Genomic DNA, 19,394 nt, shown 5'->3' on the forward strand with positions numbered 1-19,394 from the left:
GCCAACTCGAGCGCGCGCACGTCTTTTTAGCAGCCGGCACCGCGATCACGTTTCCGTTATCCAGATGCTGTGTAACGCGATGATAAGCGAGTTTCTCGGGAACAATCCGGACAAGCAACAATTCGAAAACGCGCCTTTTACAAAAGCGCTCGCAACGAAGTCGACAAGGCGTATTGACCTGTGACCTCAGTGTTCACCCCTGATCTGCGGCCCGCGCGAAATCGATCTCAATTGTGGCAATTTTGTGTTGTTATTTTGTCGGGCCTTGGGCAACAATTCGTTAATAGATTAAGTTTTTGTTTTGGGGGAAATACAAAGAATGCCAGTTCTGTCTGTTCAAAATACGCGCATTATCGAACAAAATAGCAGTTTTGAGTACCTGTTTGTTCGTGTCTCATTGGATGCGGTCGCCACGGCTCCGGTCACGTTCTTTTATTATACGCAGGATGGCACCGCCGAATCCGGGCCTGACTATAGCCCAAGCGCCACGACCGTAACGATCCCGGCAGGTGAGAGCTTTGCCGATGTGCGCCTCTCGATCAACGGAGATACCGCGATCGAGGGCGACGAGAGCTTTGAGTTCGTGGTTCTGCCATCGGCGAATTCATCCCTGCCGGAAGGGGCGTCGGCTATGGTGGCGACGATTACCATTGCGGATAATGATGATGGTGTTGCCGATGCGCCCGCAGGCACCACCGGCCCCGGCACGCTCATTTTCGGCCCAGAACGGGAACCGGGCCCGCTGCCAACGGTTACTGCGCATGATCTGAAGATCATCGAAAGCGACAGCAGCTTTGACTATGCCTATTTCTTGCTGACACTTGACCGTCCCGCGACGGCACCAATTACCTTCAGCTATCATTTGCAGGAAGGAACCGCCACGGGTGGCATCGATTTTCGTGCGGCCGCGAGTACAGCGACAATTGCGGCAGGACAGCAATCCAGCTGGATCCGGGTGTCTGTGAACGGTGACACGAATGCAGAAGAAAATGAGGAATTCCAACTGGTGCTGACGAATATCAGCAATGGCGTCTTTGCCGATGGGGGCGAGATGCTGACTGCGACGGCGACCATTCTGGATGATGATACCGGACCGATCTCTGAGCCGGGAGGGGTCGGAAGCGCGGGCGATGCGATCCAAGGACCCGGTCAGTTCGACACGCTCCCAACCCTTCGGTTCCACGATATCAAAGTGATCGAGGGCAATAGCAGTTTCAAATATGCCTATGTGCCCTATACGTTGGACGCCCCCGCACCGACACAGATCAGGGTTGATTACTATACTCAGGCCGGTAGCGCATCGAATACACAGGGCGATTTTCAGGATGCGGCAAGCACGCTGACCATCCCCGCGGGCCAGGAAAGCGGGTGGTTGCGGTTCAGCATCAATGGCGACACTGCGATCGAAGGTGACGAGAGCTTCACGGTTGTGTTCACCAATCTGCAGAACGCGGATTTTGAGGGTGGCACTGCCGTGATGCAGGCTGAGGTCACGATCTTGGATAATGATAGTGGTCCGCTCACGAGTCCTGCCGGGATCGGTAATCCCGCCGATCAATTGCCAACGCCTGTTTCGACCGCGACGGATGTGCCGGTCCTGCAGATCTCCGAAGTGTCGGTTTTTGAAGGCGACAGCAGTTTCGCTTATGCAGAATTCCTGATTACGTTGGATCGTCCTGCGCCTACCCAAATTACCGGCCAATATGTCTTTGACGACGGCACCGCCTCAAAAACCCAAGGGGATTTCAGCGGTGGAGAGGGCACCTTTACGATCAACGCGGGAACGGAAAGCACCTATCTGCGCGTGGCCGTCAGCGGGGATACAAGGATCGAAGGGGACGAGTATTTTAACCTCGTCCTGACCGGTCTGCAGAACGCCACATTCTATGGCAATGGGCCGGCCCTGGTTGCGCAGGGCACGATCATCGACAATGATTCAGGCATGCCCTCGCAGGACGCCGGGATCGGCGAGGTGGCGAAGCCGGTTCTCGGCCCGCCCGTTTCGAATGCTGGGGTCGTTCTGGACGTAGTGTCGACCTCGATCCTGGAAGGCGATAGCAGTTTTTCATACGCCTATGTCTATGTCCTGTTGTCGGAGCCCGCGAAAACCGATGTACAGGTTAACTGGAGCACTGTCGAGAACGCGGATGCCCAGAGCGGCGTGGATTTTGGTGCGAGCGGAGGCACGTTGACAATCCCGGCAGGCGCCAGCAGCGGCCGTGTGCGGGTCAGCATCTTTGGTGACAATGCAATCGAAGGTGACGAGAGTTTTGGCGTTGAGTTCTCTTCTCCCACCGGAGCGGTGCTGCTCAATGGGCAGACAACGCTCATGGCAGAGGTTCGCATCGCGGGGAATGATGGCACCGGCACGCCGGTCACCGGCCCGGATTTCGATTTCGGTACACCTGCAAACAGCGGTCCCAACTATTTGCTCGGAACAAACGGCAAAGATGGGATTCGCGGCTTTGGCGGCAATGACACGATCGTTGGGCTTGCCGGGAACGACAATCTGGTCGGCGATGGTGGAAATGACGTCCTGCTTGGCGGGCTTGGAGCAGATCGCATGGTCGGAGGATGGGGCAATGACCGCCTGACCGGTGGTTTTGGCGCCGATGTCTTTGTGCTGACCTGGGCAATGGGTCAGGACAGGGTCACCGACTTCAAGCACGGCGTTGACCGTCTTGATTTCAGTAGCCTGTCGCCGGCGCAGCAGGCGAGTGCGAGTTTTGTCAAAACCGGGTCTAACCTTGTGGTTCGCCTCGGTGATGGCTCGACGATCGCACTCGGTAATGTCCCGGTGATCAACGGAAACGGGAACAGCAACAAACTCGCGGGCACTGTGAAGGATGATTTCATTCAGGCATTTGCGGGCAACGATACGGTTTGGGGCTTTGCCGGTAATGACATGCTGAACGGGCATAAGGGTGCGGATGTGCTATCGGGTGGCTTGGGCAACGACACCTTGAATGGCGGAGAGGGCAACGATCAGCTGTCAGGAGGTGCGGGAAATGACGTGCTTGTCACCGGATTCGGGAACAATCGGGTCTTTGCCGGGAACGGCAAGGACTACGCGATCGCCTATGGGGGCGCTGACTCGGTCTGGGGCGGCAACGGCAATGACACGCTCTTCGGAGGTGCCGGAAATGACAGTCTCGTAGGCGGCAATGGCGTGGACCGGATCGGTGGCGGTGCTGGCGATGACGTGATCATGGGGAATGTCGGAAGTGACTTACTGACCGGGGGTACCGGCAATGACAGGATCGACGCCGGAGCTCAGCACGACAGCGTCGATGCCGGTGCTGGTAACGACACCGTTCTTGCTGGCGACGGACAGGACACCGTCTACGGATTGGGTGGCAATGATAGCCTGATTGGCGGTAATGGGCGGGACCTGCTCAGCGGTGGTACCGGCGCTGACGAAATCTTTGCCGGAGAGGGCAATGACACTCTGGTTGGTGGCCTTGGCAATGACAAGCTCTGGGGCGGAGGGGGGCAAGATGTCTCTTATGGCGGCGCAGGCAGCGATACATTGCTGGGCTTCGCCGGAAATGACGATCTTTGGGGTGGCAATGGTGTCGACCGGCTCGACGGTGGCGCTGGCAATGATACCCTTCGCGGTGGTGCCGATGCGGACGTGCTTGTCTTTTCGGCCGGAGAGGATCAGGTCATAGCGTTTTCCGAGGGAGACCGGATCGACCTGTTCGGCGTGGCATCTATCACCAACTTCACCGATCTGCAGAACAACCATCTTTCAGACCCATTGAATGCAGTGATCAACGACGGTTCTGGCAATACGATGACACTGGTTGGCGTGGGGTCGGGTGCATTGGACGCAAGCGATTTCATCTTCTGATCGCCTGTTGTTTCAGGTCTACAGCGGCCCGGGCGGATGTGATCGGGCCGTTTTTTCGTACAGTTGAACCAGGACAGAGCCGATCTGCATGGTCCATTGAGACGCGTCAATTGGCGGTCAGATCAGTCCAGACCAGACGGTGGCGGCTGGCATTGACTGCGTGTTCATACATCGGATCGTCAGGCGCGGGCCAGAATACGCCTGATCCGGCAACTTGCCAGTCGCGGGATGGCAGGATGTAGTCGACGCGCATTCGGCCCGGTTTCTCCCAGTCTACCGTATCCAGCACGTTGGGCGTCCGGTGTCCCTGATCCGGGGCCTGCAGGGCACCTGCGCTTTGGGGCGCGGGATCCTGCAGTTTCGGATGGGTCAGCAAAGAGCGGATCGCCGCGCTAAACCCGTCGCTGTCATGGGGGTCAAGGTTTGCACCGCCCAAAAGTACCAGGCGCGCCTCGGGTGGTGCGCCGAAATGGCCTTCCAGAAAATGGTGCCAGAACAGTATTTCATCCCTGTTGCGCAATCCATTGCGGTCTTCGGAGCCATCAAAAACCGGAGGGCCGGCCTGAAAAGTCAATAGATCGACCCGGCCGGTTGGGGTCTCAATCGGCACAACCCAATGGACGGTCGATGACAGGCGCTGGATCGCTTGCGCTTCTATAGAGGGGAAGGGCAAGCCATCCACCTGCGGCAAGGTCGCTCCAGGCAGATCGCGCCAGAGCAGCGCTGAGAAATCTCGAACCTCTTCGTGCAGGATCGGATGCTTCGACAGAATCGCGATACCTGCCTGCCCGGCAAAAGTGCCATATCCCTGCGCGTCACCAGGGCCACCGGTCAGGCCGTCTCCGTCCAGATCGAGATCGGTTGCCAGTCCGCTATTTGGGCGCAGATGTAGGAGGTGGTCAAACCGAGCCCCGGCGTCTGCGAGCTTGTCTGTCAGGGCGCTCAGAGCTTTGGCCTCGTGGTCCCAGTCGATGCTTTGCAATGCAATGATGTCCGGGTTCAGCTGCGCAATGATCTGGGTCACCTGCCGGATGCGTGCGTCACGCCCCTTTTCGATATCACGCAACAGCAGGCCGGGGCCATCGCGGCTCAGTTCGGTGTTGTAGGTGGCGATGCGCAGTTGCTGGCCGTTGGCGATCGCTGGCAGCGCCAGAAGCAGCGCCAGGGCCAGTCGGATCATGCGGTTTGCATGGCCTCGGTATCGGCGTCCGCATAGGCGCGGCGGCGCTTTTCCTCAATCAGTTCGGCAATGCGCATCATTGCCATTCCGCGCATGACCATGCTGGCAGGTAAGAAGGCCCAGGCGCTGACAACCCAGATCATGGTGTGCGGATTTTCCATCGGGAAGGGATTGACGACATTGGACGCGATCTTGACGAAGGCCGGGATCACAAAGGGCAGCAGGAATCCGATGACCATGTTGGCGCGCCCGTCTTTTTGCAGCCGCGCCACAACGTCGCCACCTGTGGTGGGGTCGAACAGCGGCAGGTTGATCCAGACATTGAATGCCCCGTTGCTGGTGGGCCAGCCACGAACCCGGACCGAAAAGTAGAAGGTTAATATCGTTGTCAGCGATAGGACATAGGCCAAGCCGGCGGCAAGGCGAACCGCATTGATTGTGTCCAGAGAGCTGTGGTCCGGTAGCATCAATACGATCAGCCGGACCGGAGAATAAGGGAAATCGACCATGTGCGCTGTCAACACACCAAGGCCAGAGAACAGGGCGGTCACATTGGTCGGTTCATATTGGTGTTTGATGATCAGCGTCAAGAAAGTGACCATCGACATCAGTGCCACAAACCGCAGACGGTTCAACGGTGGGGCGTCCCGGAATTCTACGAAGCTTGGAAATGCCGAATTGTATTCGGCAAATGTCAGCACAAAAGCAAGGATCGCGACAAGAACCACGATCTCGACCGAGCTTGTGAGGTAGCCCGGTAGATAGAGTGCAGGCGTGGCAACCATCACAGCCACGAGCAGACCGCGCGTCGCCGCGCCGGTGATACGTCCAATCACAATTCGACCCCTTCAAACTGGACGGGTCGATACATTGCCGAACCCGTTCCCAACTTGGCCCTTCCCGTAAAGGGCGAGTAGTTTTTTGCACTATTTGTGCAGGCGTTAATCAGTCACTCAAGTAGAACCTCTTGCTAACAGGCGATTCCGGGCAAAAAAGTGGCAAAACTGGTGCGTTCTTGCATCAATCCTAGTTTGGTGCGCTTATTGATCAGGAGTTGAATACCACATCTTGTGGTTGGAGGCGGCAGAGGCGCATGAGCAGATTTTCCTACCCTCTCAAGGTTGCATGATTCGAATCGGTGCTACCAGAGGCTATCACCAGATTCGAAGCGCCTGTTTCAGCCGGTCGTGAAGCAAATAAAATTTACGACGCTGAAAACTACTGCTGTCATATTTTGACTGGGTGATAGACAGCCAATCGATCAGCAGCCGGGCGCGAATGCAGAAATCCAGAATGTCTATGTCCAGGGGATGGCTGTACTGGCGCAGGAACATCTCTTTATTGGCGCGCAGAATGCCGCTGCGGTCCAACGCGTCAGGTGTTGCAGGGCGAAAGACATCCATCTTGAGAAAATCCACGATATCATAGACCAGAAGTTTCTCGGTCGCTTCGGTAAAGTCGATGCCGTAAGTCGCGCCCTTTCCAAGAAGCAGGTTTCGGCCATGAAAATCGCCGTGCGTAAAGCCGCAAGTATCGAGGCGACGGGTCAGGCTTTCGCCCTGCCGTCGGAGCATGTTGATCATCGGAGAGTATGTGGATGCGGCGGCTTTGGGTGTGTCATGCACCAGGGTGGCGATCATCTCGAACGTCCATTGTGGCCAGAACTCGGCTCTCGACTGTTCTTTGAAGCTGTGCAGGTTGTGTAACCACGCCCCCGCGCGCCGATAGACCTGTGCCGCCTGATGATTGTCGGGAGTTTTGTAGATCACCTCGGTCGCGGTCGGCCGGTCAATGTACTCGGTGACAAAAAACTGCCCGCAGGGCGAAAGAAATTCTGGGCGCACGATGCGGGTGGTTTCGAATTGGAGGAAGTGGTCGTAGAGCTTGCGCAAAACAGCGTATTCGTCCCGAAGACGGCCGGTTTGACCCCCTGTCAGATCGATTTTGAGGGAATAGTTCTTGTCACCGATGACGACGTAAAAAACCTGTCTTTCGTTCGGAAAGTCGGCCGATCTATAGATGCAGGTGAACGCAGTTTCGCCCTTGGCGCTCAAAGCCCGGCTGAATTCGCCAACAAAGCCGGCGATCAGGTTCTGATCGAAGTTGAGCAGATTTGGCACTAAGCGGAACCCTTCCTGTCTGCGGGATCCTGTTGGTGACGTGAGGCGCGCGACGGGAGCTCGGTAGATAGGGGTGAACGAAAAAGGCCGCGCAATTGCGCGGCCTTATGTTTGAGCGCATTGATCACTCAAACCCAGGGGCGTTCTTGTGCCGCTTTGCCCTCGAAGGCGTCGATGGCGTGCGCTTTTTCCATGGTCTGGCCGATATCGTCGAGCCCGTGAAGCAGGCAGTGCTTTTTATGCGCGTCGACCTCGAACTCGATCACTACGCCATCGGAGGTGATGATCTCCTGCACGTCCAGATGCACCGAGATGCGGGCATTCTCGCCCTTGTGCGCATCTTCCATGATGATGTCGTGATGCTCCTCAGAGACGACGATGGGCAGGATGCCGTTCTTGAAGCAGTTGTTGAAGAAGATATCGGCAAAGCTGGTCGAGATCACGCAGCGGATGCCAAAGTCTTTGATCGCCCAGGGCGCATGTTCGCGCGAGGATCCACAGCCGAAATTGTCGCCGGCCACCAGAATCTCGGCCTGGCGATAGGCGGGTTGGTTCAGAACAAAGTCATCCTTTTCGCCGCCATGATCGTGGTAGCGCATCTCATCAAACAGGTTCTTGCCGAGGCCAGAGCGTTTGATGGTCTTCAGGTGGACCTTGGGGATAATCATATCTGTGTCGATATTGATCAGGGGCATGGGGGCAGCCACACCGGTGAGTCGTTCAAACTTGTCCATTTTCTTACTCCCGCGGTCGGGGCAGCCCCCGTACCGCTTAGCTTTCTTTTATTTCCGTGTCGGTGGCTTCGCCGCCATTCTTGCGCAGGAAGAGTGCCATGAAGATCAGGCCGAAACCGTTGAACAGCATTTCGATACCCAAGAGAATTCCGAGCAGTTTCAGCAACCATGTGGGATCTTCACTGGCATAGTTCCAGATGATCACTGCCAGAATGATCGACAGAATGCCGGAAATGAGCGTTGGGGCAAAAAGCCCGGTACCGCGCATCTGGAACGACAGGATGATCCGCGCAATGCCGCCTGCCATGAACAGGATCAGCACCACCGTGGCGAGCGTCAGCGTCCCTTCGAGCGGATGCGCCAGAAACGACCAACCCAGAAACAGCATGACCGCCGCCATAATGATGGCCAGGACCTTGCGTCCTGTCCCCTCGACCGAGAAGCCGCCGACCAATTGCAACCCACCGCTGATCAGCAGCAAGATACCAGTGAGTAGCGTCACGGTAACCGAAGCCACCACCGGTGCCCCCAGAACGATAACGCCGAATACAATAGACAGCAGTCCCAGCAGGAACCATTTTAACCAGTCGCTCATGTGTCTCTTTCCTCAAAAAGCCAAGTCTTGAGCGTAGCTTACATCAGTTCTCGCACGTCCGTAAGCCTTCCTGTGATGGCGGCTGCCGCGGCCATGGCCGGGGACAGAAGATGGGTGCGCCCACCGCGTCCCTGACGTCCTTCGAAGTTGCGGTTCGAGGTCGCTGCACAGCGTTCCCCAGGTTGCAACTGGTCGGGATTCATCGCCAGGCACATGGAGCAACCCGCAAGCCGCCATTCAAAGCCCGCATCACGGAACACCTGCGCCACACCTTCTTCTTCGGCCTGCGCGCGGACAAGGCCCGAGCCGGGCACGACCATGGCGCGCATGCCGTCCTTGACCTTCTTGCCTTTCAGGATGTCAGCGGCGGCGCGCAGATCCTCGATCCGGCCATTGGTGCAGGACCCGATGAAGACCGTGTCGATCTCGATCTCGTTGAGCGGCGTGCCGGGTTCCAGACCCATATAGTCCAGCGACCGCTTGGCTGCGTCGACCTTGCCACCCTCGAAATCCTCGGGGCTGGGCACAGTGGCGGTGATCGGCAGCACGTCCTCGGGCGAGGTGCCCCAGGTCACAACCGGTGCAATATCTTCGCCACGCAGCGTGACAACCTTGTCCCAATGAGCGTCGTCATCGGAAAAGAGCGTCTTCCACCACGTCAGTGCCGCTTCCCATTGTGCGCCTTTGGGGGCGTGCGGGCGGCCTTTGACATAGTCGAAGGTGGTTTCATCCGGAGCGATCAGACCGGCACGCGCGCCGCCTTCGATCGCCATGTTGCAGACGGTCATGCGGCCTTCCATCGACAGATCACGAATCGCTTCGCCGCAGTATTCGATCACATAGCCGGTGCCGCCGGCGGTGCCGGTCTCGCCGATCACCGCCAGCGTGATGTCCTTGGCGGTCACGCCCGGGTTCAGCTTGCCGGTGATCTCGACCTTCATGTTCTTGGATTTCTTCTGGATCAGCGTCTGGGTGGCCAGCACATGCTCGACCTCCGAAGTGCCGATACCATGTGCCAGCGAGCCGAAGGCGCCGTGCGTGGCGGTGTGGCTGTCGCCGCAGACGACGGTCATGCCCGGCAGGGTCCAGCCCTGTTCGGGGCCGACAATATGGACGATGCCCTGCCGGACATCGTTCACAGGGTAATAGTTGATGCCGAAATCCTTGGCATTCTTGTCGAGCGCCTCGACCTGTATGCGGCTTTCTTCATTGTCGATGCCGTTGACGCGGTCCGGCGTGGTCGGAACGTTGTGGTCGGGCACAGCGATGGTTTTTTCCGGCGCGCGCACCGGCCTGCCTGCCATGCGCAGCCCTTCAAAGGCCTGCGGGCTGGTCACCTCGTGCACCAGATGGCGGTCGATATAGAGCAGGCAGGTGCCATCATCGGCCTCATGGGCGACATGAGCATCCCAGATCTTGTCATAGAGTGTTTTGGGGGACATCGGTCCTCTCCCGTATTTTTGAGAATTGCTGGCGAATGGCTGCGGGCCGCCTATAGGCGGGCCAGCACCGTGCGGGCAGCCCCAAAGAACCGTTCACGCAGCCGCGCGCGGTCTTGCAGATCAAGGGATGGGGCCGTATCGAGTCTCATGGCGCCCAGATACAGTTCCGGGCCGCATCTATCAAGGTCTGCCGGGGTTTTGCGGTGCCGTTGGGGCACATTCGTGCGATGATGTGCCGGGTTTCATTGAAATGTGATGAAGCCGGGGTTAAATTTAGAGTACCTCAGCGTCGGGGGTTGGCGGCGCGCAGCAAAGGAGGACAATGTCCTGTCTCTTTATCCAGAGGCGGCAATTACCGCCGATGAACGGGCCGGTTTGATGGCCCAATCCCAGCTTACCAGCGAAAAGCTGCTAGAGCGTATCCTTTCTTCTCTGACAGACGACAAGGCTGAAGATGTTGTGCAGATCGACCTGCGCGGCAAGACCGAGATCGGTGACTACATGGTGATCGTCTCGGGTCGTTCGACCCGTCAGGTCGCGGCCATGGCAGAGAAACTGTCGGATCGTATCAAGCAGGAATTCGGATTCACCGCAAAGGTCGAAGGCAAGGATGCCGGCGACTGGGTGCTGATCGATACAGGCGATGTGATCGTCCATATCTTCCGCCCCGAGGTCCGCGAATTCTACCAGCTGGAAAAGATGTGGCTGCCGCAGGGTAGCAACGCGTCGGCGAACTGAGGCGTTATCCCGGTCGATTTTGACGGCCGGAAGCGGGGAAAGATGCGCATTTCCATTTGCGCGGTCGGCCGTCTCAGGGCCGGACCGGAAAAGGATTTGATTGACGACTACCTGACGCGCTTTGACAGGACCGGTCGTGCGTTCGGGCTTGGCCCGGCAAAAATCATCGAAGTTGAAGACAAGAAAAACGCCGGGATGGGTGCCGAGGCCGTGTTGCTACGCAAGGCGATCCCGAAGGGCGGCCTGATCTGTACGTTGGATGAGCGCGGCCGCAGCTTGACCTCGCCCGAATTTGCGCAGCGCTTGGGCAATTGGCGCGATGCGGGCCGACAGGATGTTACCCTTGTCATTGGTGGCGCCGATGGAATCGAGTCCGGTTTGCGCGCCGAGGCTGATTTTTCGCTATCTTTTGGAAAGATGGTCTGGCCGCACATGCTGGTGCGGGTGATGCTGGCCGAACAGCTTTTTCGGGCGGCCACGATTCTGTCGGGCGGTCCCTATCACCGGGTTTGACATGGCGCAGCTTTTGATCGTGTACCACTCACGCACCGGCGGCAGCCGCCAGATGGCCGAGGCCGCAGCCGAAGCGGCGCGGCAGGAGGCGGAAACAGTGCTCAAGCCTGCCGATCAAGCCGGACCCGAGGATTTGTTGCGCGCCGATGGTTTCCTCTTCTGTGCGCCCGAGAATCTGGCCGCAATATCCGGGGTGATGAAGGACTTCTTTGACCGGTGTTACTATCCCGTGTTGGGCCGCATCGAGGGGCGGCCTTATGCTCAGATGGTTTGTGCCGGGTCCGATGGCGAAAACGCTGCACGACAAACGGCACGGATTGCCACGGGCTGGCGGCTGAAAGAGGTGCAGCCACCGCTGATCATCTGCACCCATGCCCAATCGCCCGAAGACATCCTTGCCGAAAAACGCATCCCTGCCGATCAACTCGACAAATGCCGCGAGATCGGTGCGGCGCTGGCCGCGGGTCTCAGCCTGGGTGTGTTCTGAGGATCAGTTCAGGGTGACCAGTGTGGTCTGTTCATTCCAACCATCCACGCTGCACCGGGCCTGAACCTGCACCTGAACCGTGCCATCGGGGATACGGACAGAGCCGAGCGAGCGAGTAAAGGGCTGCTCATGTTCGTGGGGGTGATGCAACACGCGAAGGCCCAACTCGTTCCCGTCCATGTCCAGAACGCGCCAGCCATCGGCATAGTGATCCCAGCCGGTATCAGGATGCGAAATGGTCACATCGAATCTCCAGTCGCCACCGGAATGCGAAGCGGTCACTTTTTCGATGTTTGGCGGGTCAGCCAGTACAGGACCGGTCAGCAGCACAAGGGCGAGAATATATTTCATGGCCGCAGCTTAGCGACGATGGTCCCGCCCTGCATTCAAGTTTGCGTGTCCGCAGGCGGGTTCAGCAGTATCTCGCGCGAATAAGACGCGAATTCGCGGCGATAGAGCATCGCCAGCGTGATGACACTTGCCAGTATCAGCGCAGCGGGGCCTAACATCCAGGCCACCGCCGTAAGTGCAAAATAGGTCGACCGCATGGCGCGGTTGAAGCTGCGCGCGGCTGTCGTGCTTAGTTCGGCAGCCTGCAAGGCGCGGGGATAGGCATTGGCGGCCTTGGGATCGTTGGGCACCGCGCCCATGATCACGGCGCAATATCCGAATAGGCGATGCGCCCAGACATATTTCAGAAATGCGTTCGACAGAAACAACAGCACGCAGATAATCTTGAGCTCCCACACGAAAGCTGGCGCGTCGCCGATGGCAAGCTCCTGTGCGACACCGGCCAGCCGGTCCGTGTTGCCGACCAGCGCCAGGCCACCGCCAATGGCAATCATCGAGGCCGAGGCAAAAAAAGTGGTGCCCTGCCGCAATTGCCCGATCAACTGGCTGTCAAGCACGCGGGGTTCACGGGTCACCATCTGCGTCATCCACTCGCGCCGGAACCCTGCCATCAGACAAGACACCGATGGGCGCTTTGAGTCGCTTTTCTCGATCCGCCAGCCGATCCACAGCCAGCCCGCCACAAGCAGGGCGACGGCGCCGTAATCCAGCGGTGCAAACAGCGATGCGCGATCAATCCATGACATGCCGGGACCATAGGGGCAGGGCACGCGACTTGCCAGATGCCAAAATTGGTAATATAAACTTACCAAAACGGAGTCCCGCTATGGAAATGCCTGCGCCAGATCCCGAGATTTTACGACGCAAGCCGCAATTGCTGGCCCGCCTGCGGACTGTGCTGCCCGAGGATGCGCTGATCCATGACATTTCCGAAACGCGGGCCTATGAGTGCGATGCGCTGACCGCCTACAGGTGCCCGCCAATGGTTGCGGTCCTGCCCGCGTCGACGCAACAGGTCTCGGACGTGCTGCGCATTTGCCATGAAGAGGGCGTGCCGGTTGTGCCGCGCGGCTCGGGCACCTCGCTGGCCGGGGGGGCATTGCCCACCGAAGACTGCGTAATTCTGGGTGTGGCACGCATGAATGATGTGCTGGAAACCGACTATGACAACCGGATCATCCGGGTGCAGTCCGGGCGCACCAATCTCAGCGTCAGCGGCGCGGTGGAAGAGCGTGACTATTTCTACGCTCCCGACCCGTCTTCGCAACTGGCCTGCGCCATCGCGGGCAATATCGCGATGAATTCCGGTGGCGCGCATTGCCTGAAATACGGGGTGACCACCAACAATCTGCTCGGTGTTACCTTGGTGATGATGGACGGCACCGTGGTCAAGATCGGCGGAGCGCATCTGGATGCGAGTGGGTTGGACCTGCTGGGGGTCATCTGCGGGTCCGAAGGACAATTAGGCGTTGTCACCGAGGCCACGCTGCGCATCTTGCGTAAGCCCGAAGGCGCCCGACCGGTTCTGATCGGGTTCGATGACAACGCGGTGGCGGGGCAATGTGTCTCGGACATCATCAAGTCCGGTATCCTGCCGGTTGCGATCGAGTTCATGGACCGCCTGTGTATTCAAGCCTGCGAGAATTTTGCCCATGCCGGCTACCCCGATTGCGAGGCGCTGCTGATTGTTGAGGTCGAAGGCTCGGAGGCCGAGATCGACAGTCAGTTGGGCAAGATCATCGAGATCGCAAGGCGGCACGACCCGGTCGAACTGCGTGAAAGCGGATCGGCAGAGGAAAGCGCCAAGATCTGGCTGGGTCGCAAATCGGCTTTTGGTGCGATGGGGCAGCTTAACGATTACATGTGCCTGGACGGCACAATCCCGGTCTCGGAACTGCCCATGGTGCTGCGCCGGATCGGTGAGTTGAGCAAGGAATACGGGCTGCCGGTTGGCAATGTTTTCCATGCGGGCGATGGCAATATGCACCCGCTGATCCTGTTCGATGCCAACAAGCCCGGTGATTTGGAGAAATGCGAAGCCTTCGGGGCTGATATCCTGCGGCTTTGCGTCGATGCGGGCGGCTGCCTGACTGGAGAACACGGGGTGGGCATCGAAAAGCGCGATCTTATGCTGCATCAGTACAAACCCGAAGACCTAGAGGCTCAGATGGCTGTGAAGGATGTGTTCGATCCGCAATGGCTCCTGAACCCGGCCAAGGTGTTCCCGCTCGGGTCTTCCGCTCCGAGGCGCAGCGCGTGACCTGTTGCTCGCAGAAAGCCCCTGAACACAAAGAAGAGCGGGTATGAAACCAGAGACAGAAGTAGAACTGGCACAGATTGTCGCCGGGTTGAACGGCCCGGTTTCGATTGTTGGCGGTGGCACGCGGGGTGCGGCGGGATCAGCGCCCGCGCTCGATATGTCGCGCCTCTCGGGCATCCACCTATATGAGCCAGGGGCTCTGACTTTGGTGGTAGCTGCGGGAACGTCGCTGGCCGAGGTCGAAGCCGCGTTGGATGCCGAAGGTCAGCGCCTGGCCTTTGAGCCGATGGATCATCGCGTGTTGCTTGGCACGCGTGGCGCGCCGACAATAGGCGGGGTCGTTGCGGCCAATGTCTCGGGTCCGAGGCGGGTTCAGACTGGGGCCTGCCGCGATTTCCTTCTGGGTGTACGGTTCGTCGATGGTGGCGGCACTGTCATCAAGAATGGCGGTCGCGTCATGAAGAATGTGACCGGGTATGATCTGGTGAAACTCATGGCGGGGTCCTGGGGCACGCTCGGGGTTCTGAGTGAGGTTTCGCTGAAGGTTCTGCCCAAACCCGAATGCACCCAGACGCTGGCCATCGCCGTTCCCGATGCCGAGCGGGCAGTTGCCGCGATGTCCGATGCGCTGGGATCACCTTTTGAGGTTTCGGGCGCAGCGTATGATCCCGAGCGCGGGCAGGTCTTTGCCCGGGTCGAGGGGTTCGCGGATTCAGTCGCCTACCGGGCAAATCGTCTGACCGAACGATTGACGCATTGGGGCGACATTGAGCGCCCGGAGGCGCAAGATATCTGGTCCGACATTCGCGACGTCCAAGGATTTGCCGACGGGGCGGGCGATGTCTGGCGGATCTCTTGCCGACCCAGCGACGCTCCCAATCTTGCGCAAAAGATCGGAGCGGATGCGCTGCTGTTTGATTGGGGCGGTGGCCTGATCTGGGCGTTAACACGAGAGGGGTCCGATCTGCGCGCCCGGCTGGGTGGTTTCGATGGGCATGCAACGCTGGTCCGTTCCAGCCAAGCGACGCGCGCGCGGCTTGGAATGTTCCATCCACAACCCGCTCCGCTGGCTGGGATCCAGCAGGCGCTGCGCAAGCGGTTTGACCCGCGGGGCCACTTCAATCCCGGATTGATGGGCTAGATCATGCAGACAGAGTTTACGCCCGAACAGCTGAAAGACCCGGCCACCAAACGCTCCAATGAGATTCTGCGGAACTGCGTGCATTGCGGGTTCTGTACTGCAACCTGTCCCACCTATCAGGTGCTGGGCGACGAATTGGACAGCCCGCGCGGGCGCATATATCTGATCAAGGACATGCTGGAAAACGCCCGCGTACCGGATGAGAAGACCGTCAAGCATATCGATCGCTGCCTGTCCTGTCTGGCCTGCATGACGACCTGCCCCTCGGGCGTGCATTACATGCATCTGGTCGACCACGCGCGTGAATATATCGAGGCCAATTACAAGCGCCCCTTTACCGACCGGACCTTGCGCTGGGTGCTGGCGCGGATATTGCCTTATCCGACGCGGTTCCGTCTGGCTTTGCTGGGGGCAAAGGTCGCACGGCCATTGCGCGGCCTGATGCCCGATGCACGCCTGCGGGCAATGCTGGACATGGCACCGCGGCACATCCCTCCGGTCAGCCGCAATGACGACCCGCAGAGCTTCGCGCCTGAGGGTCCGCGCCTCAAACGTGTCGCGCTGATGACCGGTTGCGCGCAGAAGGCGTTGAACACCGATATCAACGATGCCACCATTCGCCTGCTGAGGCGGATGGGATGTGAGGTTGTGGTGGCCGAAGGCGCGGGCTGCTGTGGGGCGCTGACCCATCATATGGGCAAGACCAGCGAGAGCCACGCAAGTGCCGCGCGCAACATCCGCGCTTGGGCACGCGAGGTGGACGGGCAGGGGCTGGATGCGATTGTCATCAACACCTCGGGCTGCGGCACGACCGTGAAGGACTATGGCCATATGTTCCGCGAAAGCGATCTGGCTGAGGACGCGCGGCGTGTGTCGGAGATCGCGATGGATGTCTCGGAACTACTGGTACAGTTGGACCTGCCAGAGGCTGCGCCACGTGACATGACGGTGGCCTATCACGCAGCCTGCTCGCTGCAGCACGGGCAGAAGATCACTGCACATCCAAAAAACCTGCTGCGGCGGGCCGGTTTCGATGTTGTCGAGCCCACCGACAGCCATCTGTGCTGCGGCAGCGCGGGGACGTACAACCTGATGCAGCCCGAGATCTCGGGCAAGCTTAAGCAACGAAAAATCCGCACGTTTGAGGCCCGAAACCCGGATGTGATCGCTGCGGGTAACATTGGTTGCATGATGCAGATCGGATCGGGCACGGCACTGCCGTTGGTTCACACGGTCGAACTGCTGGACTGGGCAACCGGCGGGCCGAAACCACCGGCGTTGCAGCAATCCCGCAGGCCCGAAACGGTGATTCCGAATCTACGCACGAACCTGTAGCCGCGCCGTATTTTCGCCGCATGGATTGGCTAGGACAAAGTGCGAAAACCGGCGGAGTGTTATGTGCGTATTGTGATCAAAGCCCTGCTGCTTGCGGCGCTGCCCCTTGTGGCGCTGGCGCAGGATAGCGGCCTGAAACGCCTCGAGACCACCGATTCGGCGCGCGACTGGATGGCGGTGGGGCGACTGGATATTGACGGGGCGGGGTTTTGCACCGGTGCACTGGTTGCGCCCGATCTGGTCCTGACCGCCGCGCATTGTCTGTTCAAACGGTCCTCGGGCGACCGGATCGATCTGTCCCGGATCGAGTTTCTTGCCGGATGGCGCAAGGGTCAGGCGTCGGCCTATCGCAATGCCCGCCGCGCAGTGATCCACCCCGAGTACAGCCATGAGGCCGAGATATCGGCGCAGCGTGTACGCAACGATGTGGCCCTGATCGAACTGGATCGCCCCATCCGCAATACCACGATCCGCCCCTTTCCGACCGGCAGCCATCCCGAACGGAACGAGGATGTCGGCATCGTGTCTTATGCCCAGGGTCGCGCCGATGCCCCGTCGCTGCAACGGGTCTGCACGGTGATGGCGCGGCAGCAGGGTATCCTGGTGATGTCTTGCGATGTCGATTTCGGTTCCTCGGGTGCGCCGGTCTTTTCGTTCAGCGACGGCGCGCCGCGCATCGTCTCGGTGGTGTCGGCCAAAGCCGAGGCGGATGGGGGCAGGGTCGCGCTGGGCTCAGGGCTTGAGGCATCGTTTGCCATGCTGCGCGCCGAACTAGCATCACGCCCCTCCAACCGGATCATGAACGGATCAACCAGCGCGAAATTCATCAAGCCATGAGAATCTTTCTGCTTCTTTTCCTCAGCCTATGCCTGTCTCTGCCGCTGCACGCGCAGAACAGCGGATTGCGGCGGCTGATCGATCGCGAGGACCTGCTGGGATGGGAGGCCGTCGGCAAGCTGGACCTTGGCGGCGGGTCGTTCTGTACTGGCACGCTAATCGCACGCGATCTGGTTTTGACAGCGGCCCATTGCGCCGTGGACAGATCCACCGGCAAACCCTATGCGCCGGGTCGCGTGGTCTTCCACGCCGGTTATAGCGACGGTGCATCTTTGTCGCAGCAGCAGGTTTCGCAGATCGCGGTCCATCCGGATTTTGACATCCGCCAGCCGATGTCTCCGAAGTACATTCGCGTGGATGTCGCGTTGATGCGTCTGGCACAGCCGGTTCCGTTGAGCGTTGCCAATCCTTTTGCGCTGCATTCCGGCAACATCCATGGTGCAGAAATCAGCGTTTCCTCTTATGGGCAGGGCCGGGCCGAGGCGATCTCGCGTCAGAAATCGTGCCGGATACTGAACCGCGAAGAAGGTCTGATCGTGGTGGATTGCGATGTGACCTTCGGCTCATCGGGATCAGCATTGCTGGCAAGGTCCGACAGTCGCTGGCAGATCCTGTCGGTTCTGTCCGGCGGCGGGAATCATAACGGCCAGAGAATCGGCATCGGTATGGAGCTGCCCGAGATCGTCGCGCAGCTGAAACGCCAGTTGTACCGCGATGCGCCTCGCCCCAAGGCCGGGATCAAACGGCTTGGGGTCGGATCGGGGCGCAGCAGTTCTGGCGCCAAATTCATCCGCCCGAACGGGTCTTGAAACCCATATTTCCGTTCCCATGTGAATTGCATCGGGTTGCCAATCCGGGACCCGAACATCACCCGCCCGTCCAATAGGAGGGCACATCGTCCATCGCTCTAGCATGAGGATACACGAATAATGCGTAGTTTTGATTTTGCACCGCTGCACCGCGCCACTGTCGGCTTTGACCAGATCGCCGATATCATGGACCGCGTCATGACCAACGACGTGGCTCAACCCAGCTACCCGCCTTACAATATCGAGAAGACCGACGCGGACAGCTATCGCATCTCGATCGCCGTTGCCGGTTTCGCCGAAGACGACTTGTCGGTCGAGGTGAAGGAGAACGCGCTGGTGGTTTCTGCCAAGAAAGCCACCGACGAGGCCGAGCGCAAGTATCTGCACCGTGGCATAGCAACTCGCGCGTTCGAGCGCCGCTTTGCACTGGCCGACCATGTGCGCGTGACCGGCGCGGCTCATGAGAACGGAATGTTGCACATCGACCTGAAACGCGAAGTACCCGAAGCTCTGAAACCGCGCCGGATCGCCATCGGGTCGCCTGCGGCGGCAGAGGCAGACGTGGTTGACGCCAAACCGGTGAACTGAACGCACCGAATATCCTGACCGGCGTTTGTAGCACACCGGGACAGGGTCGCGAAAACAGGGCTTACCTCCGGTTTTCGCGCCGCCCCGCGCCACTCCAGACGCGGGGCGGAGTTCTGACGGCGCCCGGGAGCAGGACTCGCGGGCGCTCTTTTGTTCATAAAGGTTGATTGAAACCTCACTTGTCGGCCTTGGATTGTTGCCTTTGGTTTGGCGTGTCTTCGCTTGTTTGCGCTGTTTGCCATTGGATTCGGTGATTTGTTATGGCGCGGGTTAGTTTTTGGGTATTTTTTGTTGTTGTTTTGTTGGTTAGTTGATTGAATTTGTTAAGGTATTATGTGTTTTGGGTGTATTTTTTGATTTTTTTGTATTTTGGGCTTGCGGTGTTTGGGGTCAGACCGTAAATACCCCTTC

At 59.0% G+C, this 19,394-nt stretch carries 19 protein-coding genes; 11 read left to right on the forward strand and 8 right to left on the reverse strand.

The genetic code is table 11. The annotated features are described in order from the left end of the window. Positions 1–319 precede the first annotated feature (319 nt). Positions 320–3,853, forward strand: a complete 3,534-nt coding sequence (locus AB1E33_RS27070; RefSeq protein ID WP_372580335.1) for a Calx-beta domain-containing protein — start codon at positions 320–322, stop codon at positions 3,851–3,853. Positions 3,854–3,959: 106 nt separating this feature from the next. Here the strand turns inward: AB1E33_RS27070 and AB1E33_RS27075 are convergent, their stop codons facing one another. The 3 genes from AB1E33_RS27075 to AB1E33_RS27085 all read right to left on the reverse strand — a co-directional run bounded on the left by AB1E33_RS27075 (position 3,960) and on the right by AB1E33_RS27085 (position 7,003). Continuing rightward, positions 3,960–5,033, reverse strand: coding sequence for an endonuclease/exonuclease/phosphatase family protein (locus AB1E33_RS27075; RefSeq protein ID WP_372580336.1), 1,074 nt, complete (start codon positions 5,031–5,033; stop codon positions 3,960–3,962). Further along, a complete protein-coding gene (locus tag AB1E33_RS27080) occupies positions 5,030–5,869 on the reverse strand; it encodes a hypothetical protein (protein WP_372580337.1) in 840 nt (279 codons plus the stop codon). The genes AB1E33_RS27075 and AB1E33_RS27080 overlap by 4 nt, the downstream gene beginning before the upstream one ends. 318 nt (positions 5,870–6,187) lie before the next feature. Continuing rightward, positions 6,188–7,003, reverse strand: coding sequence for a phosphotransferase (locus AB1E33_RS27085; protein ID WP_372580353.1), 816 nt, complete (start codon positions 7,001–7,003; stop codon positions 6,188–6,190). On the opposite strand from AB1E33_RS27085, the gene AB1E33_RS27090 reads away from it, so the two are divergent. After that, positions 6,896–7,156: a hypothetical protein gene (locus AB1E33_RS27090; protein WP_372580355.1), complete on the forward strand. Its 261-nt coding sequence runs from the start codon at positions 6,896–6,898 to the stop codon at positions 7,154–7,156. The genes AB1E33_RS27085 and AB1E33_RS27090 overlap by 108 nt on opposite strands. Positions 7,157–7,281: 125 nt before the next feature. Here the strand turns inward: AB1E33_RS27090 and leuD are convergent, their stop codons facing one another. The 3 genes from leuD to leuC are packed head-to-tail and all read right to left on the reverse strand — an operon-like array spanning position 7,282 to position 9,924. Further along, complete coding sequence (leuD, locus tag AB1E33_RS27095) at positions 7,282–7,887, reverse strand: 3-isopropylmalate dehydratase small subunit (protein WP_372580338.1); 606 nt, start codon at positions 7,885–7,887, stop codon at positions 7,282–7,284. A 37-nt stretch (positions 7,888–7,924) separates the two neighbouring features. Beyond that, the gene (locus AB1E33_RS27100; protein ID WP_372580339.1) at positions 7,925–8,482 is read right to left on the reverse strand and encodes an HdeD family acid-resistance protein; all 558 of its coding nucleotides are present in this window, start codon (positions 8,480–8,482) and stop codon (positions 7,925–7,927) included. A gap of 38 nt (positions 8,483–8,520) precedes the next feature. Then, entirely contained in the window at positions 8,521–9,924 is a 1,404-nt protein-coding gene (gene leuC, locus AB1E33_RS27105; protein WP_372580340.1) for a 3-isopropylmalate dehydratase large subunit, read from the reverse strand. A 375-nt stretch (positions 9,925–10,299) separates the two neighbouring features. Here leuC and rsfS point away from each other — a divergent pair, with 375 nt between their 5' ends. The 3 genes from rsfS to AB1E33_RS27120 are packed head-to-tail and all read left to right on the forward strand — an operon-like array spanning position 10,300 to position 11,662. Continuing rightward, positions 10,300–10,662 (forward strand): ribosome silencing factor, encoded by a 363-nt coding sequence (rsfS, locus tag AB1E33_RS27110; protein ID WP_372580354.1) that lies wholly within the window; start codon positions 10,300–10,302, stop codon positions 10,660–10,662. A gap of 42 nt (positions 10,663–10,704) precedes the next feature. Continuing rightward, the gene (gene rlmH / locus AB1E33_RS27115) at positions 10,705–11,175 is read left to right on the forward strand and encodes a 23S rRNA (pseudouridine(1915)-N(3))-methyltransferase RlmH (protein WP_372580341.1); all 471 of its coding nucleotides are present in this window, start codon (positions 10,705–10,707) and stop codon (positions 11,173–11,175) included. A 1-nt stretch (position 11,176) separates the two neighbouring features. After that, positions 11,177–11,662, forward strand: coding sequence for a flavodoxin family protein (locus AB1E33_RS27120; protein WP_372580342.1), 486 nt, complete (start codon positions 11,177–11,179; stop codon positions 11,660–11,662). Positions 11,663–11,665: 3 nt separating this feature from the next. Here AB1E33_RS27120 and AB1E33_RS27125 read toward each other — a convergent pair whose 3' ends face one another. Then, entirely contained in the window at positions 11,666–12,013 is a 348-nt protein-coding gene (locus tag AB1E33_RS27125) for a hypothetical protein (RefSeq protein WP_372580343.1), read from the reverse strand. Positions 12,014–12,048: 35 nt separating this feature from the next. Further along, a complete protein-coding gene (locus AB1E33_RS27130; RefSeq protein ID WP_372580344.1) occupies positions 12,049–12,759 on the reverse strand; it encodes a DUF599 domain-containing protein in 711 nt (236 codons plus the stop codon). An 80-nt stretch (positions 12,760–12,839) separates the two neighbouring features. Between AB1E33_RS27130 and AB1E33_RS27135 the strand changes: the two genes are divergently transcribed. The 6 genes from AB1E33_RS27135 to AB1E33_RS27160 all read left to right on the forward strand — a co-directional run bounded on the left by AB1E33_RS27135 (position 12,840) and on the right by AB1E33_RS27160 (position 18,983). Beyond that, positions 12,840–14,273 carry an FAD-linked oxidase C-terminal domain-containing protein gene (locus AB1E33_RS27135; RefSeq protein WP_372580345.1) on the forward strand — a complete coding sequence of 478 codons (1,434 nt, stop codon included), beginning with the start codon at positions 12,840–12,842 and terminating at the stop codon, positions 14,271–14,273. 43 nt (positions 14,274–14,316) lie between these two features. Beyond that, complete coding sequence (locus AB1E33_RS27140) at positions 14,317–15,414, forward strand: FAD-binding protein (protein WP_372580346.1); 1,098 nt, start codon at positions 14,317–14,319, stop codon at positions 15,412–15,414. A 3-nt stretch (positions 15,415–15,417) separates the two neighbouring features. Continuing rightward, positions 15,418–16,749, forward strand: coding sequence for a glycolate oxidase subunit GlcF (gene glcF / locus AB1E33_RS27145; RefSeq protein ID WP_372580347.1), 1,332 nt, complete (start codon positions 15,418–15,420; stop codon positions 16,747–16,749). A 63-nt stretch (positions 16,750–16,812) separates the two neighbouring features. Then, complete coding sequence (locus tag AB1E33_RS27150; RefSeq protein WP_372580348.1) at positions 16,813–17,586, forward strand: trypsin-like serine peptidase; 774 nt, start codon at positions 16,813–16,815, stop codon at positions 17,584–17,586. Next, complete coding sequence (locus tag AB1E33_RS27155) at positions 17,583–18,395, forward strand: trypsin-like serine peptidase (protein WP_372580349.1); 813 nt, start codon at positions 17,583–17,585, stop codon at positions 18,393–18,395. The genes AB1E33_RS27150 and AB1E33_RS27155 overlap by 4 nt, the downstream gene beginning before the upstream one ends. Positions 18,396–18,515: 120 nt before the next feature. After that, a complete protein-coding gene (locus AB1E33_RS27160; protein WP_372580350.1) occupies positions 18,516–18,983 on the forward strand; it encodes an Hsp20 family protein in 468 nt (155 codons plus the stop codon). Positions 18,984–19,394: the final 411 nt, after the last annotated feature.

It is taken from the genome of Ruegeria hyattellae (assembly GCF_041537925.1).
Taxonomy (GTDB): Bacteria; Pseudomonadota; Alphaproteobacteria; order Rhodobacterales; family Rhodobacteraceae; genus Ruegeria_C.

What these genes read in the sequence shown, in the direction of transcription:
- AB1E33_RS27075 (WP_372580336.1), bottom strand. Translation starts at nt 5,033, where the DNA reads ATGATCCGACTGGCCCTGGCGCTGCTTCTGGCGCTGCCAGCGATCGCC.
- AB1E33_RS27135 (WP_372580345.1), top strand. Translation starts at nt 12,840, where the DNA reads ATGGAAATGCCTGCGCCAGATCCCGAGATTTTACGACGCAAGCCGCAA.
- AB1E33_RS27120 (WP_372580342.1), top strand. Translation starts at nt 11,177, where the DNA reads ATGGCGCAGCTTTTGATCGTGTACCACTCACGCACCGGCGGCAGCCGC.
- AB1E33_RS27100 (WP_372580339.1), bottom strand. Translation starts at nt 8,482, where the DNA reads ATGAGCGACTGGTTAAAATGGTTCCTGCTGGGACTGCTGTCTATTGTA.
- AB1E33_RS27155 (WP_372580349.1), top strand. Translation starts at nt 17,583, where the DNA reads ATGAGAATCTTTCTGCTTCTTTTCCTCAGCCTATGCCTGTCTCTGCCG.
- glcF (WP_372580347.1), top strand. Translation starts at nt 15,418, where the DNA reads ATGCAGACAGAGTTTACGCCCGAACAGCTGAAAGACCCGGCCACCAAA.
- AB1E33_RS27130 (WP_372580344.1), bottom strand. Translation starts at nt 12,759, where the DNA reads ATGTCATGGATTGATCGCGCATCGCTGTTTGCACCGCTGGATTACGGC.
- AB1E33_RS27140 (WP_372580346.1), top strand. Translation starts at nt 14,317, where the DNA reads ATGAAACCAGAGACAGAAGTAGAACTGGCACAGATTGTCGCCGGGTTG.
- AB1E33_RS27160 (WP_372580350.1), top strand. Translation starts at nt 18,516, where the DNA reads ATGCGTAGTTTTGATTTTGCACCGCTGCACCGCGCCACTGTCGGCTTT.
- rlmH (WP_372580341.1), top strand. Translation starts at nt 10,705, where the DNA reads ATGCGCATTTCCATTTGCGCGGTCGGCCGTCTCAGGGCCGGACCGGAA.
- leuC (WP_372580340.1), bottom strand. Translation starts at nt 9,924, where the DNA reads ATGTCCCCCAAAACACTCTATGACAAGATCTGGGATGCTCATGTCGCC.
- AB1E33_RS27125 (WP_372580343.1), bottom strand. Translation starts at nt 12,013, where the DNA reads ATGAAATATATTCTCGCCCTTGTGCTGCTGACCGGTCCTGTACTGGCT.
- leuD (WP_372580338.1), bottom strand. Translation starts at nt 7,887, where the DNA reads ATGGACAAGTTTGAACGACTCACCGGTGTGGCTGCCCCCATGCCCCTG.
- AB1E33_RS27070 (WP_372580335.1), top strand. Translation starts at nt 320, where the DNA reads ATGCCAGTTCTGTCTGTTCAAAATACGCGCATTATCGAACAAAATAGC.